Below are 14431 nucleotides of genomic sequence, written 5' to 3'. Positions count from 1 at the left end.
GGGACAGCAGGCGTTCGTCGGGCTGGCTTTCAAACTGTGGAACTCCTGAGGCAAGGCCGATCGATATCAAACGGATCGAACCTAGTGGTGGTGGTCGTGATGCGGGGCCGCATCGTGCCCGTGATCGTGGCCGTCGCCCTCGTCGGCGCATTGGTCGAATTCCGGCTCCACGGTGGCATGGCTGATGCCGTGCTCGCTGGCAAGCCGCTTCTTTATGGTGCTGACCGCCTGATGCGCGTCGACGCCCTCGTCAAGGCAGGCATGCAGCGTGGCCATGTTGCTTGAGCCGTCGATCGACCAGATATGCATATGGTGCACTTCGCGCACGCCCTTCACCGTTACCGCGAGATCACTTGCGATGAGATCCCGGTCGAGGGTTGGCGGCACGCCCTCCAGCAGCACGTGGGCGGCGGCGCGCATCAGCGACCATGCCGTCGACAGGATCAGCAGCGAGACCAGCACCGACAGGATCGGATCGATCGGCGTCCAGCCGGTCGCCAGGATCACCAGTGCCGCCACGATAGCCGCCGCCGAGCCGAGCAGGTCGCCAAGCACATGCAGGATGGCGCCGCGCATGTTGAGGCTCTCGCGGTCGCCGCCATGCAGCACCAGGAAGGAGGCGACATTGACCAGGAGGCCGAGGATCGCCACCGCCAGCATCGGTCCGCCCAGCACTGGCGCAGGCATTTGCAGGCGCCTCCACGCCTCGTAGACGATCCACAGCGCGATGACGAAGATAGCGATGCCGTTGGTGTAGGCCACCAGGGTCTTCACCCGGCCGAAACCGTAGGTGAGTTGTCCGGTCGCCGGTCGCCCCGCAAGATGGAAGGCATACCAGGCAAGGCCGAGCGCGATCGCGTCGGCAAGCATGTGGCCGGCATCGGCCAGCAGCGCCAGCGACCCGGTGAAGAGGCCGCCAAGCGCTTCCGCAACCATGAAGCCTGCCGTCAGGCAGGCCGCGACCAGCACACGCTTCTTGTCGGTAGAGCCGTGCACGTGACCGGCACTGCCATGATCATGGCCGCTGTGGTCGTGGGAATGCGTATGCGCCAAATGGCAAACTCCCGTTGAGCCCCGAATTCAGCTCACGCCCCGAACTGCGAGCGAAAATCCTCGAGCCGCCGCGTCTGCTGGCCGTCGCCATCGAAATTGGCCGGATCGAGCCACGCCCCATAGGCGTTGCGAAGGGCCGGCCATTCCTTGTCGATGATCGAATACCATGCGGTGTCGCGGTTTTCACCCTTGACGATGAGGTGCTGGCGGAAAATGCCCTCGAACTTGAAGCCGAACCGTTCCGCGGCGCGCTTCGACGGTTCGTTGCGGTTGTTGCATTTCCATTCGTAGCGGCGATAGCCAAGATCGTCGAAGACATATTTCATGAACAGGAACTGCGCTTCCGTCGCGCCCGGCTTGCGCGAGATCAGCGGCCCCCAATAGATGTTGCCGATCTCGATGACGCCGTAAGCGGGATCGATGCGCATCAATGTCTGGCGTCCGGCGACCTTGCCGCTGGCCTTGTCGATGACGGCAAAGAACAGCGGATCCTCGCTGGCCTCGACCTTGTCCAGCCAGGGTTGGAAGGCGGCGCGGGTTTCCGGCGGATAGTCGGGCAGCCAGGCGAAGCGGCCGTCGACGTCGGACACGGAAGACGCTTCATATAGCCCATCACCGTGCCTTGCGGCGCTCAGCGGTTCAAGCCGGACATATCGACCGTCGATCGCCTTGCGCTCCGGACGCGGGCGTGGCTGCCAATTCGCGAGATTTTCCGACACCGAAGACTCCAATCCGTTTGACTTTTGCGGGCCGAAGCTCACAAAAACACGACCTCACAGCAAGAACCACATGGACGGGAAAAATGCTCCACACGATTTCGGCCTTCGACCGTCTCGGCGAGGAAAATGCCTTCGCGGTGCTCGCGAGGGCGACGGCACTTGCCCAGCAGGGCCGCGACATCGTCAATCTCGGCATCGGCCAGCCGGACTTCAAGACGCCGCAGCATATCGTCGAGGCGGCGATCAAGGCGCTGCGTGACGGCCACCACGGCTACACGCCGGCCAACGGGCTTTTGGCAACGCGCGAGGCAGTGGTTCGCCGCACGCTGACCACCACGGGCGTCGAGGTTTCGCCCGAGACGGTGATGATCCTGCCCGGCGGCAAGCCGACCATGTTCGCCGCCATCCTGATGTTCGGCGAGCCCGGCGCGGAAATCCTCTATCCGGATCCGGGCTTTCCCATCTACCGCTCGATGATCGAATTCACCGGTGCCGCCCCCATTCCTGTGCCGATGCGCGAGGAAAACGGCTTTGCCTTTTCGGCCGAAGAAACGCTGGCGCTGATCACACCGAAGACCAGGCTCTTGATCCTCAACTCACCAGCCAACCCGACCGGCGGCGTCACGCCGCGTGCCGAGATCGAAAAGCTGGTCAAGGGACTGGAGAAGCATCCCGATGTCGCGATCCTCTCCGACGAGATCTACGATGTCATGACCTATGACGGCGAGACGCATTGCTCGCTGCTCGGCTATCCCGAGATCCGCGACCGGCTGATCGTGCTCAATGGCTGGTCCAAGACCTGGGCGATGACCGGCTGGCGCATGGGCTGGTCGATCTGGCCGAACGGCGACAAGGGCGCGCATCTCTACGACAAGGTGCGCAAGCTGGCGGTCAATTGCTGGTCCTGCGTCAACGCGCCGAGCCAGTTCGCCGGCATCGCCGCCATCGACGGCCCGCAGGACGACGTCGACACCATGATGCGCGCCTTCGACCGCCGCAGGAAGGTCGTCGTCGAGGGCCTGAACGCCTTGCCAAACATTTCCTGCATCACGCCCAAGGGCGCATTCTATGCCTTCCCCAACGTGTCGAAGACCGGCTGGAAGGCAAAGAAGCTGGCCTCGGCGCTGCTCGACGACGCCGGCGTGGCGCTGATCGGCGGCCCCGATTTCGGCATTCTCGGCGAAGGCTATGTCAGGCTCTCCTACGCCAATTCCGAAGAGAACATCTTGCGCGCTCTGGAGCGGATCGGGGCGTTCCTGGCCAAGTAGGCCTCAAGGCAGGCCGGAGCCATTTCCGGATGGCTTGCGGCGGGCCGCCATGTCGATGTCATGATCCGTCCGGAGGCTCACGGCCAAGACTGTGCGTCCATGTCTGGAACGGTTACGGTCCCGAGATCAGGATCGAACCGGGATGCCCTAGATGTTTTATGCAATCCTTGCCTATCACGTGGAAGACGCGATCAAGGCGCTGACGCCGCAGGAAGACGCGGCCCTGATGGCCGAACTGCTCAAGATCAACACCCGGCTTCATGAGGAAGGCACTCTAGGACCGTCCGCGCGTCTGGGAGCGACACAGGACGCCTGCACCTTGCGCGGCCCTGGCGACGGCGTGATCATCGACGGCCCGTTCGCCGAGACCAAGGAACAGTTGCTCGGCCTCTATGTCGTGGACTGCGCCGCGCGGGACGAGGCAATCGCGATCGCCCGCGACCTTCGCCGCGTCAATCCGACCGCCGTCTACGAGATCAGGCCCATTCTGCTCTTCAAGCCGGGCGTACCACTGGCGGGAAAATGAGGTGGCGAGAGCCCTGCCTGTGCCCTCGGCTCAACCACGTCCGACGAACGGCATCTTGGTCGCCATGACAGTCATGAACAGCACATTGGCGTCGAGCGGCAGGCTCGCCATGTGCACGACGGCGTCGGCAACGCGCTGGACATCCATTACCGCTTCGGCGGCGATGGAGCCGTTGGCTTGCGGTACGCCGACGGTCATCGGCTGCGCCATGTCGGTCAGCGCGTTGCCGATGTCGATCTGGCCGCAAGCGATGTCATAGGGCCGGCCGTCGAGCGCCAGCGTCTTCGTCAATCCCGTGATGGCATGCTTGGTCGCTGTATAGGGCACCGAGCCCGGTCGCGGCGCGTAGGCCGACACAGAGCCGTTGTTGATGATGCGGCCGCCCATCGGCCGCTGCTTGCGCATGGCACCGAAGGCGGCACGGGCGCACAGGAACGAACCGGTGAGATTGACGCCAACGATATCGTTCCACACCTCGACCGGGATCTCGTCGATCGGCGTCGACTTGTAACCCATGCCGGCATTGTTGAAGAGCAGGTCGACGCGGCCGAAGGCTTCCGCCACCGTCTCGAACAGGTCGTCGACCTCGCCGGCCTTGCTGATGTCGCAGGCGACCGCCAACGCCCTGGCCGGGGTCCGGCCGGCCTCGGCGATGGCGGCATCCAGCACCGACTTGCGGCGGCCGCAGAACACGGTGTTCCAGCCGGTCTTGAGCAGTGCCGTGGCAACGCTCTTGCCGATACCCGTCCCGGCGCCGGTGACGATGGCGGTTTTTTGCTCGGTCATGACAGATATCCTCCGGCAGCGCCGCGCGCGCCTGACTGATTTTCCAGGATTTTGCTCGGCAGAAGGCATCGCAAATGACGGCAGCGATGGCAAGCGCCCCAGGGCACGCCCTTGAGAAGTTGGAATCCGCTTTCGGAGGAAGCCCGGCAGGGGTCGACAAAAAGGGCGGTCATTGGCGACCGCCCTGATCTGAACCGGGCTTGGGAGGAGGAAAAGCCGATCCGACTGTGTAGAATCATGCGCTTCCTGAGTTAACGAAAGGTAAACGGCTCTCTGTGCCGTTTTGGCCTACCAGCGCGGGTTGGGCGAGGTGCCCGCCTTGCCAGCCGGAACCTTGGCCGCCGAAACCGTCGCCTCGACATGATCGACCAGAGGGTCCGGCAAACCGAGCCGGCCGGCCAGCAGGTCGAGATAGCCGCGCTCGGCGCGTGTGTCGGGATCGATGGTGAGGCGCGATGCGGTGTAGAGTTCGAGCTTCTGCGCGTCGGTCTTGGCACCCGCGACCAGCGTGTCGAGGTCGAGCGGGCTTTCCAGCTCCGCCATCAGGAATTTCTCGGCATCGGTGCCGATTCCCGCAAGACTGAGCTTGCCGGCGATCTTCTTGCGCTCCTCATCGTCGACATGGCCGTCGGCCTTGGCCGCCGAGATCATCGCGCGAACGAGCGTCAGCGTGAACTCATCCTCGCCTTGCGGCGCCTGCGAAGGGTGGAAGGCGGTGTCCTTGGGCGGCGGCAGCAATTCCGGTTCGCCGGCCGCGGGCGCCTGCTCCGGAGCATTGCCGGCCTTGTAGTTCTGGTAGGCCTTGTAGGCGAGACCACCGATCGCGGCCAAGCCACCGAGCTTCACCGCGGTGCCCGTCACCTGACGCCCGGCGCCAGTTCCAAGCAGCACGGCCGCGAGCGCGCCGGCCGCAAGCGGATTGTCCTTGGCCATCTGCACAGCCTGGCCCGCCTTGTCGCGGACGGTGCCGCTGGTGCCGGGAATTTGCGAGCCGAGCAGATCGTCGAGAAGCTTCTTGGGATCGAACATTCAGTGCCTCCAGCATGCGCCCGGCCGAACGGGCAGGTTTCGAACGCCGAAGACGTAGGTCCCGGAACTTGACATTGCAATGACAGGTCGCCGCTTTGCCGCGGCCCCGGAGCCTTGGGTTCAGGACCCGATATGCGGCCCCTTGCCCCGCGCCTCGGCGAGCTCGACCTGCCGCTGGCGCTCGGCATAACGCTGACGGTCCTCGTCCGACCGGGCATCGAAGCAATGCGGGCACGAGATACCCGCTGCATATTTCGGCGACGACAGCTCGCCTGCCGTCAGCGGATGGCGGCAAGCACGGCAGAGTTCCGCGTCTCCCTCGGCGAGGCCGTGCGAAACGGAAACCCGCTCATCGAAGACGAAGCACTCGCCTTGCCACAGACTCTGCTCGGCCGGAACCTCCTCGAGATATTTGAGGATGCCGCCCTTGAGGTGGAACACGTCCTCGAAGCCGAGCGACTTCACGTAGGCCGTCGCCTTTTCGCAGCGAATGCCGCCGGTGCAGAACATCGCCACCTTGCGGCCTTCGAGTTCGGCTCGATGCGCTTCCACCCAGGCCGGGAATTCGCGAAAGCTCGCGGTCGCCGGATCGACCGCGCCCTTGAAGGTGCCGATCGAAACTTCGTAGGCGTTGCGTGTGTCGATGACGATCGTGTCGGGCTCGGAAATCAGCGCGTTCCAATCGGCTGGTGCCACATAGGTGCCGGCGCTCGTCGCCGGGTCGATAGTCTCGATGCCCATGGTGACGATCTCGCGCTTCAGCCGCACCTTCATGCGATGGAAGGGCATTTCCGCGGCGCCGCTGTACTTGACCTCGAGGCCCGCCAGCCCGTCGATGGCTTCGATATAGTCGATCAGTTCGGCGATCGCTGCTTCGCTGCCCGCGACCGTGCCGTTGATGCCTTCATGCGCCAGGAGCAACGTGCCCTTGATGCCGCGGCCGCAACAGAAGGCGGCGAGCGGCGCGCGCAGTTCGTCAAAGGCATCGAGCCGGGCAAACCGGTAGAGCGCGGCGACGCGGATGGGCTGGCTTGTTGTGGACGGTGTCATTGCCAGAGCAACTAGACGCTCGTAAATCCTGTTTCAAGGTGAAACGGGCTTTGGTGCTTGTCATGGCCCTGTCGGGGAAGAGCCGATAAGTTGTCCGACAGCGCGTGACATCGCGACGCGACCGGTTTCGTGGACAGGCAAACACGCGTCTGCTAATCGGTTGAAATGAACCAGGAGCGCGCCACGCCGAGACGGATTCATACGGCGCGCTTGGGATACGGAGAGACAGATGCCCAGCAAGACCGAGAAACTCCTGTCACTCCTCAATGGCCAGCCGGTCATACCGGTGCTGAAGATCGCCAATGTTGCCGATGCGGTGCCTCTGGCCCGTGCCCTGGCACGTGGCGGCCTGCCGGCGATCGAGATCACGCTCAGGACCGCCGATGCGTTGGAAGCGATCCGCCGCGTGGCGGCCGAAGTCGAGGATGCCATTGTCGGCGCCGGCACCATTCTCGACGCCCGCCAGTTCGACGAAGCGGCGGCCGCTGGATCGAAATTCATTGTCAGCCCCGGCATCACCAGCCAGCTTCTGGCCGCGGCGAAAGACAGCGCCGTCCCATTGCTGCCCGGCGCCATCACGCCCGGCGAGATCATGGCCGCGCGCGAGGCAGGCCTGCGCTTCCTGAAATTCTTCCCGGCCGAGCAGTCCGGCGGCATCGCCTCGCTGAAGGCTTTCGCCTCGCCGCTCGCCGACGTCAAATTCTGCCCGACCGGCGGCATCACCGGCAAGAATGCCGCCGACTATCTCAGCCTGCCCAATGTCATCTGCGTCGGCGGTTCCTGGGTCGCGCCCGACGACATGGTCAAGGCGGGCAAATGGGACGAGATCGAAGCGCTTGCACGTGAAGCGAGCAAGCTCAGGAAATAGTCGATTCCCGCTCACCAGGGCAACGGACCGTTCTCATCGAAATAGCCGCCGGTGGGTCCGCCCGCCTTCAGCGTCGCCAATTGCACGATGATCCCGGCAGCCTGCTGCACCGTACGCCCGCCCCTATGCGCATTGAGGTCCGTTGCCGTGTAGCCGGGAGCGGCGGCGTTGACCATGATGCCGCGCGGGGAGAGCTCCCTGGCGAAGGCCACGGTGATGGCATTGAGCGCTGTTTTTGAGCTGCCATAGCTCATCACATTGGGCGACTGGCTGTTGCCGGCGGCGCGCGCGATCGAGCCGAGATAGCTGCTCACCATGACGATGCGCGCGGCGGGCGATGCCAGGAGCAGCGGCAGGAACGCCTGGGTGACGCGCACCGGGCCGAAGACGTTGACGTCATAGGTGGCCTTCATATCGGTGATATCCTCGCGGCTCGGCGGCCGTTCGTAGCGGCCGTCCGGTCCCAGCGCGTCAACATAGCCGGGGGCAATGCCGGCATTGTTGACCAACGCGTCGAGGCTGGATACCTGCGCTCCCAGGGTCTTGGCCGCGGCTGCCACGCTGTCGTCGCTGGAGACGTCGAGCTCGAGCCATTTGACGTCGAACCCTTCGTTGCACAACGCCTTTGCCGCGGCCTCCCCGCGCTCGGCGTCGCGGGCGCCAGCCCAGACCTTGAACCCCAGGGCCGCCAGCCGGCGAGTGGTCTCGAGGCCGATACCCTTGTTGGCGCCGGTGACCAGCGCATTTCTCTGCGTCGTCATGTCGATGTCTCCGTCTTTGGTGACCTGGAGATGACGTGCCTCGGCCGGTTTCGCGCGCCGGATACTCGCGCCCTCTTGCCTAATCCTCTCAATTGGTTGCGCGGGCCGCCCGGATCGGCAATGCTGGGGGATGGAAGAGGTTTTGCGGGAATTGATCGGCATCGCCGGCCGCCATGCGCATGGGCGGCGCACCAAGACGGCGATCCCGCGCGTCACGATCGGCCGCAGCGAGGTCGCGACCCCGCCCCTGCCCGAGCTTTGCCAGCCGACGGCGCTGTTCGTGCTGCAGGGGACCAAGACGGTGCTGATCGGCGACCGCACGCTTCGCTATGGCGCCGGCAGCTATTTCATCTATGCGGTGGAAACGCCGGCCACCAGCCAGCTCCTCGAGGCGAGCAGCGCCCGTCCTTACACGGCCATCGCCTTCGCCCTCGATGTCGGGCTGATCGCCGCCCTGATCATCGACCACAAGCCGGCGGTGGACGGCGACGGCTTCGTGACCAACCGGGCCGATGATGAACTGCTCGATGCATGGCGCCGCATGCTGCGGCTGCTCGACCGGCCAACCGAAATTCCCGTGCTCGCGCCCATGCTCGAACGCGAGATCGCGTTCCGCTTGCTGCAAGGTCCGCAAGGGGCGAAGTTGCGGCAGCTCGCGCACGCCGATGGCCGCCTGTCACAGATACGCCGCGCCACCGCCTGGATACGAGCACACTACAACGAACCCATCGATGTAACGGAGCTGGCCGAACTCGCGCATATGAGCAACGCTTCGTTCCATCGCCATTTCAAGGCGGCGACCGCCATGAGCCCGATGCAGTATCAGAAGCAGGTGCGTCTGCTGCAGGCTCGTCATCTGCTGATCGCGGAGCCGGGCAGCGCCATGCGTGTCGCCTTTGCCGTCGGCTATGAAAGCGCTTCGCAGTTCAGCCGGGAATATGCGCGCCATTTCGGACTACCGCCGGCGCGCGACGCCGCCCGGCTTCTGGCCAAGGGCGAAGCAGCCACGCTGGAAATCGACTAGAGCGTGTTGCTGTTGATTTGAATCGGTTGGGATTCACGCCGAGGTGATTTTGTGATTCAAGATGCTGGCTGGGCGGAGGCCAGCATCGGATGCCAAGACCCTATTCAAACGATCTTCGTGAGCGCGTTGCGGCAGCGGTTGCGGCTGGCCGGACATGCCGGGAAACGGCTGCATTGTTCGGGGTGAGCGTGGCGAGTGTTGTGAAGTGGTCGCAACGCCAACGATTGAGCGGAAGCGCATCGGCGTTGCGCATGGGGCGTCAATCCGGCCGGGATTTGGAGCCACATCGCGTGTGGCTGCTGGAGCGGGTAGCCTCACAGTCGCATGTGAGCGTGCGAGCGCTGTCGGCGGAGCTTGCCGAGCGCGGCATCGTGGCAGCCCCGGTGTCGGTGTGGCGGGTGCTGAAGGAGGCCGGGTTCAGCTTCAAAAAAAACGCTGTTCGCCAGCGAGCAGGACAGGCCGGCGATTGCGCGGCGCCGGGCACAATGGAGGAAGTATCAAGGCAGGCTTGATCCACGGCGCCTGGTGTTCATCGACGAAACCTGGGCAAAAACCAACATGGCGCCGCTACGAGGCTGGGGGCCTCGTGGGCACCGATTGGTCGCCAAGGCTCCGCATGGCAAATGGCGCACGCTGACCTTCCTGGCCGCGCTGCGCTGCGAGCGCATCGACGCGCCCTGCGTCATTGATGGTCCCATCAACGGTGCAAGCTTTGCGGCCTGGGTTGAGCAGTTCCTCGTGCCGACGCTCTCGCCCGGTGACATCGTCGTCATGGACAATCTTGGAAGTCACAAGGGGCAAGCCATTCGTCGTGCCATTCGCGCGGCCGGAGCCAAGCTTTTCTACCTGCCACCCTACAGTCCAGACCTAAACCCGATCGAGCAGGTCTTCGCCAAGCTCAAGCACCTCATGCGAAAGGCTTCAGAACGGACCGTCGAGGCCACATGGCGACGTATCGGAACACTCCTCGAAAGCTTTCAACCCGCTGAATGCGCCAACTATCTCGTCAACGCTGGATATGCTTCAATGTAAGTGAAACACGCTCTAGAACGCTCGGAACCAAGCCCTGAGCGCTGCGTCGGCTGGCACATGAAAAGCCCGGCCGACTCTCGTCGACCGGGCCAATTCTCCCGGACCCCATCGCTTCCGGATCAGCGGCAGACCTTGACCTTCTCGGTCACCCTGTGATGGTGCACCCAATGCGTGACCAGCTTGGTCCTGCAGTGATGCTTGCCATTCTTGATGATCACGGTTTCGGCTCGCGACGGAGCGATCGCGGCGGATGCTGCAACCAATGCCAGAACGGATGCCAGTAGAATTTTCTTCATGAATTTCCCCAGGGTTGGAACGTACCCACGCTAACCCGCAAACAGCCAGGCCGTTCCGGCTTCACGAGAAGTTCAGTCCGCGTGATTCACCGGGTTGGGTGCCGGATGCATCACCCCGGACAGCAAAAAGCCGCGCTGGTCGCCCGGCGCGGCTTTGTCTCGTCTGGCCAGCAGGCTATTTCGTCTGGAAGCGGGCCACCGACATGAACTTGACGGCGTTGCCGGTGAACCGGTTGGCGTCGGCGACCTCATTGCTCGGCTGGAAGCCGGCCGTGTAGACCTCGCTCGGCGGCGTATGCACGATGTTGTAGGCGTAGCCCGGCGCCGTCGTCGCAGCCGAAGCGGTGGCGACGTTCTCGCCGCTGGTCAGCGCCCAGCGGGCGGCCTGGGGCGCGGCGGCGACCACCATGGCCCTGGGGCCGGGCTTCTGGTCGCGGGGGGTGGCCCTGGCTTCCTTGCGGGTCGTCTTCACGCCGGCGCCGATCGCGGCGGCCGGATCGGAACCGGCCGGGCGGGCGGCAACCGCCTGACGCGGCGATGCGGCATCGACACCTGACGGATCGTTGAAGGCCGAGCGCGGTTCTTGCGACAGCGACGCAACCTTGTATTCGTCGGCATTGCCGACCTGGGCATTGGCCTCGTCAAGCACGGCCTTGACGGCGTCCGGCTTGGCCGGTTCGGGACGCTCCGTCGGCAGCACCGAGAACGCATCGGACGCGGTCTTGCCCTGTTCGGCCGTATCCGCCAGCGCCATCAGCACATCCTTGCTGGGCGGCGGTGCGAGATCAGCCGGCAGCGTGCGTTCGGGACGCCACGTCGGCAAGGGGATGTTGTTGACGGCAACCTGTGCCGGATCGGCCGCCGCCGCCACAGTGGCGGGATCAGCCTTGGCGAACGGCATGTTCGCCGGCGCCTGCGCGGTCGCCACGGCCTGTTCGGTGGTCGCGGTCGCGTCCGCCATGGCGAACGGAACATTCTCAGGCTGAGCACCGACATCGGCCTTCGGCCGCGGCGCGAAATCGGGCAGCGGAATCTCCTTGGCGGGCAGCGCGGCGATGATCGTTTCCGGCGTGTCCTTCACCGGTTCCGGAGCCTGCTCGTCGGCAATCTGCGGGATGTTGGCGCGCTGTGCATTCTCGGGCGCTACGATGGCGATGCCCGGCAGGTTGCTCTTGGCGGTCGCGGCCGGCTTCAGGTTTCTAGCCTTGGGCGCAGGGGCGGCCGAAGCGGTCTCGACGTCGGCGCTGTCGTCGGCTTCATCGTCGCCGCCACCGCCGAAGAAGGCGGAGAGGAAGCCGCCGGACTTCTTGCCGCTGCCGCCGGCGCTCGCAAGCTCGACATTGGGCGTACCGGCGCCCTTGCGCGCCTTGTAGGCGGCCATTGCCTGCTCATAGCCCGGCAGCGGCCGGCCGTCGCTCGGCACATGCAGGGTCTTGCCGTTGGGGAACAGGCTGACCAGTTCCTGCCGGCTGATGCCGGGCCAGTGGCGTACATTGCCGACATCCATATGGACGAACGGCGAACCGGAGGTCGGGTAATAGCCGACGCCACCGCCCTGCATCTTCAGGCCGATGTTGCGCAGCTTCTTCAGCGGCACGCCGGGAATATAGAAATCCATCGCCTTGCCGAGCATATGCTGGCTCTTCTCGGCAACGCCCCGGCTGCGGCTGCGCAGCATCGAGTTCGTCGACGGCGAACGGTAACCGCAGACGACCTGGATATAGTCGGTGGCGCCGCTTTCGCGATATGCTTCCCAGACCAGGTCCAGCAGGCGCGGATCCATCTTGGTCGGTTCGTTGCGGCGCCAGTCGCGCAGGATGATGTTGATCTTCCTCAGGCCCTCCGGATCGTAGCGGCCATTGCGCTTGTAGACGATCTCCGCCTTCTCATGCGTGTGGAGGTGGTAAAGCTTCAGCGAACGAACTTCGGCCTGGGCGCCGGTGGCGACCGCGGCAACAAAACCAAAAGCGACAATCACCGCTGCCAGCCATCTCGGCCAGACGCTCAGATGATGATGCCGCCCGTTTGTGAGTCGTTCGATTCTGTTCAAATCAAAAGGCCTTGCAGGCTGCCGTTTGTCCCCGGATTTGCCCAAACGGACGTGTCGTTTTCACATCCGAATATCAATCCTAATGGTTAATCATCGCTTATTGAAGCCGAAATGCGGTAACACCATGGCGATATCCCGTCAAAAATTGTTCACAAGGTTTCTTGGTAAACCGCTGGTTTAGATCAGGATTCCGGCTTTTGACAGAACACGATCTGTTACTATTAGCCTTAATGCGTGAACAGAGCTGTCCACGGGCATGCCATATCCGGCCGAACCCCGCTGACAGCGGGACAAACTCTGGCATCGCAAGCTGGTCCCGGCCTTGCGTCCGATGCATGTTGCCCAAACCTGGCTTCGGTTTCGGGGCGAACGACATGCACGGGACATGACCTGACACGCGGCGCGGAGGTCCGGTTCGGCGCGACGCGATTAGGACGCCAACCGTTCCACGCGGCCGGTTTCCGGGTCGATGCCATATTCCTTGAGCTTGCGGTAAAGCGTCGAGCGGCCGATGCCGAGGCGGCGCGCGACTTCGCTCATCTGGCCGTTGTAATGGTCGATGGCGAGCTTGATCATCTCGAGCTCGACGTCGGCGAGCGCCCGCACATTGCCGCGTTCGTCGAGCGCCCGCAGGGTGCCGAAGCGAGGCTGAAGCCGCGGGGGCAGTTCGGCCTCGGCCATCGCCTCGCCGCCCAGGATATCGTCGTCGCGAGGTTCCAGCGACGGTGGCGCGGCGACGTCAGTTTCGAGATTGACGGTGCCTTCGACCTGCGCCCGGATCTGTGGAAAATCATCGACACCGAGCACGTCGCCGTCACACAGCACCGAAGCGCGGAAGACGGCGTTTTCCAGTTGCCGGATGTTGCCGGGCCAGTCATAGGCCTGCAGCACGGCAAGTGCCGGCGCCGAAATGCCTTGCAGGCGATGGCGCGGGTCGGCGGGTGCCACCTTCTCCATGAAATGCGTGACCAGATGCGGAATGTCGTCGCGGCGGTCGCGCAGCGGCGGCACGAAGATCGGATAGACGTTCAGCCGGTAGAACAGATCCTCGCGGAACTTGCCGTCCTTGACCTGCTGCAGCAGGTTGCGGTGCGTCGCCGAAATCAGCCTTATGTCGACCTTGACGGTCGAGCGGCCACCGACCGGATCGACCTCGCCCTCCTGCACGGCGCGCAACAGCTTGACCTGGACGTCGAGCGGCAAGTCGCCGATCTCGTCGAGGAACAGCGTGCCCGTATGCGCTTCGACGAACTTGCCGGTGTGCTTGTCGGTGGCGCCGGTGAACGAGCCCTTCTCGTGGCCGAACAGGATCGATTCGACCAGATTGTCGGGAATGGCGCCGCAATTGACGGTGACGAAAGGCTTCGAGCGGCGGTCGCCGCTGCCCTGGATGGCGCGCGCCACCAGCTCCTTGCCGACGCCGGATTCGCCTTCGATCAGGATCGGGATGTTGGAGGCGGCCGCTTTCTGGCCAAGCCGTATCACCCTGTCCATGGCCGGGCTGTGGGTGATCATGTCCCTGAAGGTCAGCAGCCCGCCGCGCCTGCGCGACGTGCGCTTGACCTCACCCTCGACCGCTTCGACCTTGAGCGCTTTGGCGATCGACGCCTGCAGCCTGTCGGGCGACGCCGGCTTGACGACGAAATCGAAGGCGCCATGGCGCATCGCCGACACAACGGTTTCGATGCCGCCCTGGGCGGTCTGGACGATGACCGGGACGGTGATGTCGCGTTCACGCATCGCCTTCAGCACGCCGATGCCGTCGAGGCCGGGCATGACCAGATCGAGGATCACCACCGAAACGTCGCGGGCCGTTGGCCCGTCGAGCACTTCAAGGCCGGCGGCGCCGCCGTCGACGACGATTGCCGCGTGGCCGAAGCGCGTCACCGCGGCCTCGAGCAGCCGGCGCTGCACGGGATCGTCATCGACTATGAGTATGGAACCTGTCATGACTGTCTTGATTTGCCCG

Annotated in this window: 14 protein-coding genes; 5 read left to right on the top strand and 9 right to left on the bottom strand. The window is 64.3% G+C overall.

The window, feature by feature from the left end; genetic code table 11:
- Nucleotides 1-81 precede the first annotated feature (81 nt).
- Complete coding sequence (locus EB230_RS10405) at nucleotides 82-1053, bottom strand: cation diffusion facilitator family transporter (protein WP_056578338.1); 972 nt, start codon at nucleotides 1051-1053, stop codon at nucleotides 82-84.
- Nucleotides 1054-1085: 32 nt separating this feature from the next.
- Nucleotides 1086-1772, bottom strand: a complete 687-nt coding sequence (locus EB230_RS10400) for a GNAT family protein (protein ID WP_056578405.1) — start codon at nucleotides 1770-1772, stop codon at nucleotides 1086-1088.
- Between the two features lie 83 nt (nucleotides 1773-1855).
- Here EB230_RS10400 and EB230_RS10395 point away from each other — a divergent pair, with 83 nt between their 5' ends.
- On the top strand, nucleotides 1856-3040 hold the full coding sequence (locus EB230_RS10395) for a pyridoxal phosphate-dependent aminotransferase (RefSeq protein ID WP_056578340.1): 1185 nt from the start codon (nucleotides 1856-1858) through the stop codon (nucleotides 3038-3040).
- A gap of 151 nt (nucleotides 3041-3191) precedes the next feature.
- A complete protein-coding gene (locus EB230_RS10390; RefSeq protein ID WP_056578342.1) occupies nucleotides 3192-3566 on the top strand; it encodes a YciI family protein in 375 nt (124 codons plus the stop codon).
- Nucleotides 3567-3596: 30 nt separating this feature from the next.
- Here EB230_RS10390 and EB230_RS10385 read toward each other — a convergent pair whose 3' ends face one another.
- From EB230_RS10385 to EB230_RS10375, 3 genes are all read right to left on the bottom strand, one after another.
- Entirely contained in the window at nucleotides 3597-4352 is a 756-nt protein-coding gene (locus EB230_RS10385) for an SDR family oxidoreductase (RefSeq protein WP_056578344.1), read from the bottom strand.
- A 288-nt stretch (nucleotides 4353-4640) separates the two neighbouring features.
- The gene (locus EB230_RS10380; RefSeq protein WP_056578345.1) at nucleotides 4641-5381 is read right to left on the bottom strand and encodes a tellurite resistance TerB family protein; all 741 of its coding nucleotides are present in this window, start codon (nucleotides 5379-5381) and stop codon (nucleotides 4641-4643) included.
- Between the two features lie 120 nt (nucleotides 5382-5501).
- Nucleotides 5502-6431 carry a rhodanese-related sulfurtransferase gene (locus tag EB230_RS10375; protein ID WP_056578348.1) on the bottom strand — a complete coding sequence of 310 codons (930 nt, stop codon included), beginning with the start codon at nucleotides 6429-6431 and terminating at the stop codon, nucleotides 5502-5504.
- 229 nt (nucleotides 6432-6660) lie between these two features.
- Here EB230_RS10375 and EB230_RS10370 point away from each other — a divergent pair, with 229 nt between their 5' ends.
- Complete coding sequence (locus tag EB230_RS10370; protein WP_056578350.1) at nucleotides 6661-7299, top strand: 2-dehydro-3-deoxy-phosphogluconate aldolase; 639 nt, start codon at nucleotides 6661-6663, stop codon at nucleotides 7297-7299.
- 11 nt (nucleotides 7300-7310) lie between these two features.
- Here the strand turns inward: EB230_RS10370 and EB230_RS10365 are convergent, their stop codons facing one another.
- Nucleotides 7311-8060 (bottom strand): SDR family oxidoreductase, encoded by a 750-nt coding sequence (locus tag EB230_RS10365; RefSeq protein WP_056578353.1) that lies wholly within the window; start codon nucleotides 8058-8060, stop codon nucleotides 7311-7313.
- A 130-nt stretch (nucleotides 8061-8190) separates the two neighbouring features.
- Here EB230_RS10365 and EB230_RS10360 point away from each other — a divergent pair, with 130 nt between their 5' ends.
- Together EB230_RS10360 and EB230_RS10355 are read left to right on the top strand one after the other, a co-directional pair.
- Nucleotides 8191-9084, top strand: a complete 894-nt coding sequence (locus EB230_RS10360; protein WP_056578355.1) for an AraC family transcriptional regulator — start codon at nucleotides 8191-8193, stop codon at nucleotides 9082-9084.
- An 89-nt stretch (nucleotides 9085-9173) separates the two neighbouring features.
- Nucleotides 9174-10116, top strand: a protein-coding gene (locus tag EB230_RS10355) for an IS630 family transposase (protein ID WP_156394344.1) whose coding sequence is annotated in 2 segments (ribosomal slippage) — nucleotides 9174-9509 and nucleotides 9511-10116 — 942 coding nt in all. Because the reading frame shifts where the segments join, the coding sequence is not laid out codon by codon here.
- A gap of 119 nt (nucleotides 10117-10235) precedes the next feature.
- Here EB230_RS10355 and EB230_RS10350 read toward each other — a convergent pair.
- The 3 genes from EB230_RS10350 to EB230_RS10340 form a co-directional block, all read right to left on the bottom strand.
- Nucleotides 10236-10412, bottom strand: coding sequence for a hypothetical protein (locus tag EB230_RS10350; RefSeq protein ID WP_081295183.1), 177 nt, complete (start codon nucleotides 10410-10412; stop codon nucleotides 10236-10238).
- A gap of 175 nt (nucleotides 10413-10587) precedes the next feature.
- A complete protein-coding gene (locus EB230_RS10345) occupies nucleotides 10588-12390 on the bottom strand; it encodes a DUF882 domain-containing protein (protein WP_246738930.1) in 1803 nt (600 codons plus the stop codon).
- Between the two features lie 501 nt (nucleotides 12391-12891).
- Nucleotides 12892-14412, bottom strand: coding sequence for a sigma-54 dependent transcriptional regulator (locus EB230_RS10340; RefSeq protein ID WP_172372228.1), 1521 nt, complete (start codon nucleotides 14410-14412; stop codon nucleotides 12892-12894).
- Nucleotides 14413-14431: the final 19 nt, after the last annotated feature.

It is taken from the genome of Mesorhizobium sp. NZP2234 (assembly GCF_013170765.1).
Lineage (GTDB): Bacteria > Pseudomonadota > Alphaproteobacteria > Rhizobiales > Rhizobiaceae > Mesorhizobium > Mesorhizobium loti_D.
The sequence above is the reverse complement of the archived record's forward strand: the minus strand, read 5'-3'. Positions and strand labels throughout refer to the sequence as shown.

Excerpts from the sequence above, each read along its gene's own strand:
- EB230_RS10360 (WP_056578355.1), top strand. The coding sequence starts at position 8,191 with ATGGAAGAGGTTTTGCGGGAATTGATCGGCATCGCCGGCCGCCATGCG.
- EB230_RS10340 (WP_172372228.1), bottom strand. The coding sequence starts at position 14,412 with ATGACAGGTTCCATACTCATAGTCGATGACGATCCCGTGCAGCGCCGG.
- EB230_RS10365 (WP_056578353.1), bottom strand. The coding sequence starts at position 8,060 with ATGACGACGCAGAGAAATGCGCTGGTCACCGGCGCCAACAAGGGTATC.
- EB230_RS10385 (WP_056578344.1), bottom strand. The coding sequence starts at position 4,352 with ATGACCGAGCAAAAAACCGCCATCGTCACCGGCGCCGGGACGGGTATC.
- EB230_RS10370 (WP_056578350.1), top strand. The coding sequence starts at position 6,661 with ATGCCCAGCAAGACCGAGAAACTCCTGTCACTCCTCAATGGCCAGCCG.
- EB230_RS10380 (WP_056578345.1), bottom strand. The coding sequence starts at position 5,381 with ATGTTCGATCCCAAGAAGCTTCTCGACGATCTGCTCGGCTCGCAAATT.
- EB230_RS10395 (WP_056578340.1), top strand. The coding sequence starts at position 1,856 with ATGCTCCACACGATTTCGGCCTTCGACCGTCTCGGCGAGGAAAATGCC.
- EB230_RS10375 (WP_056578348.1), bottom strand. The coding sequence starts at position 6,431 with ATGACACCGTCCACAACAAGCCAGCCCATCCGCGTCGCCGCGCTCTAC.
- EB230_RS10390 (WP_056578342.1), top strand. The coding sequence starts at position 3,192 with ATGTTTTATGCAATCCTTGCCTATCACGTGGAAGACGCGATCAAGGCG.
- EB230_RS10350 (WP_081295183.1), bottom strand. The coding sequence starts at position 10,412 with ATGAAGAAAATTCTACTGGCATCCGTTCTGGCATTGGTTGCAGCATCC.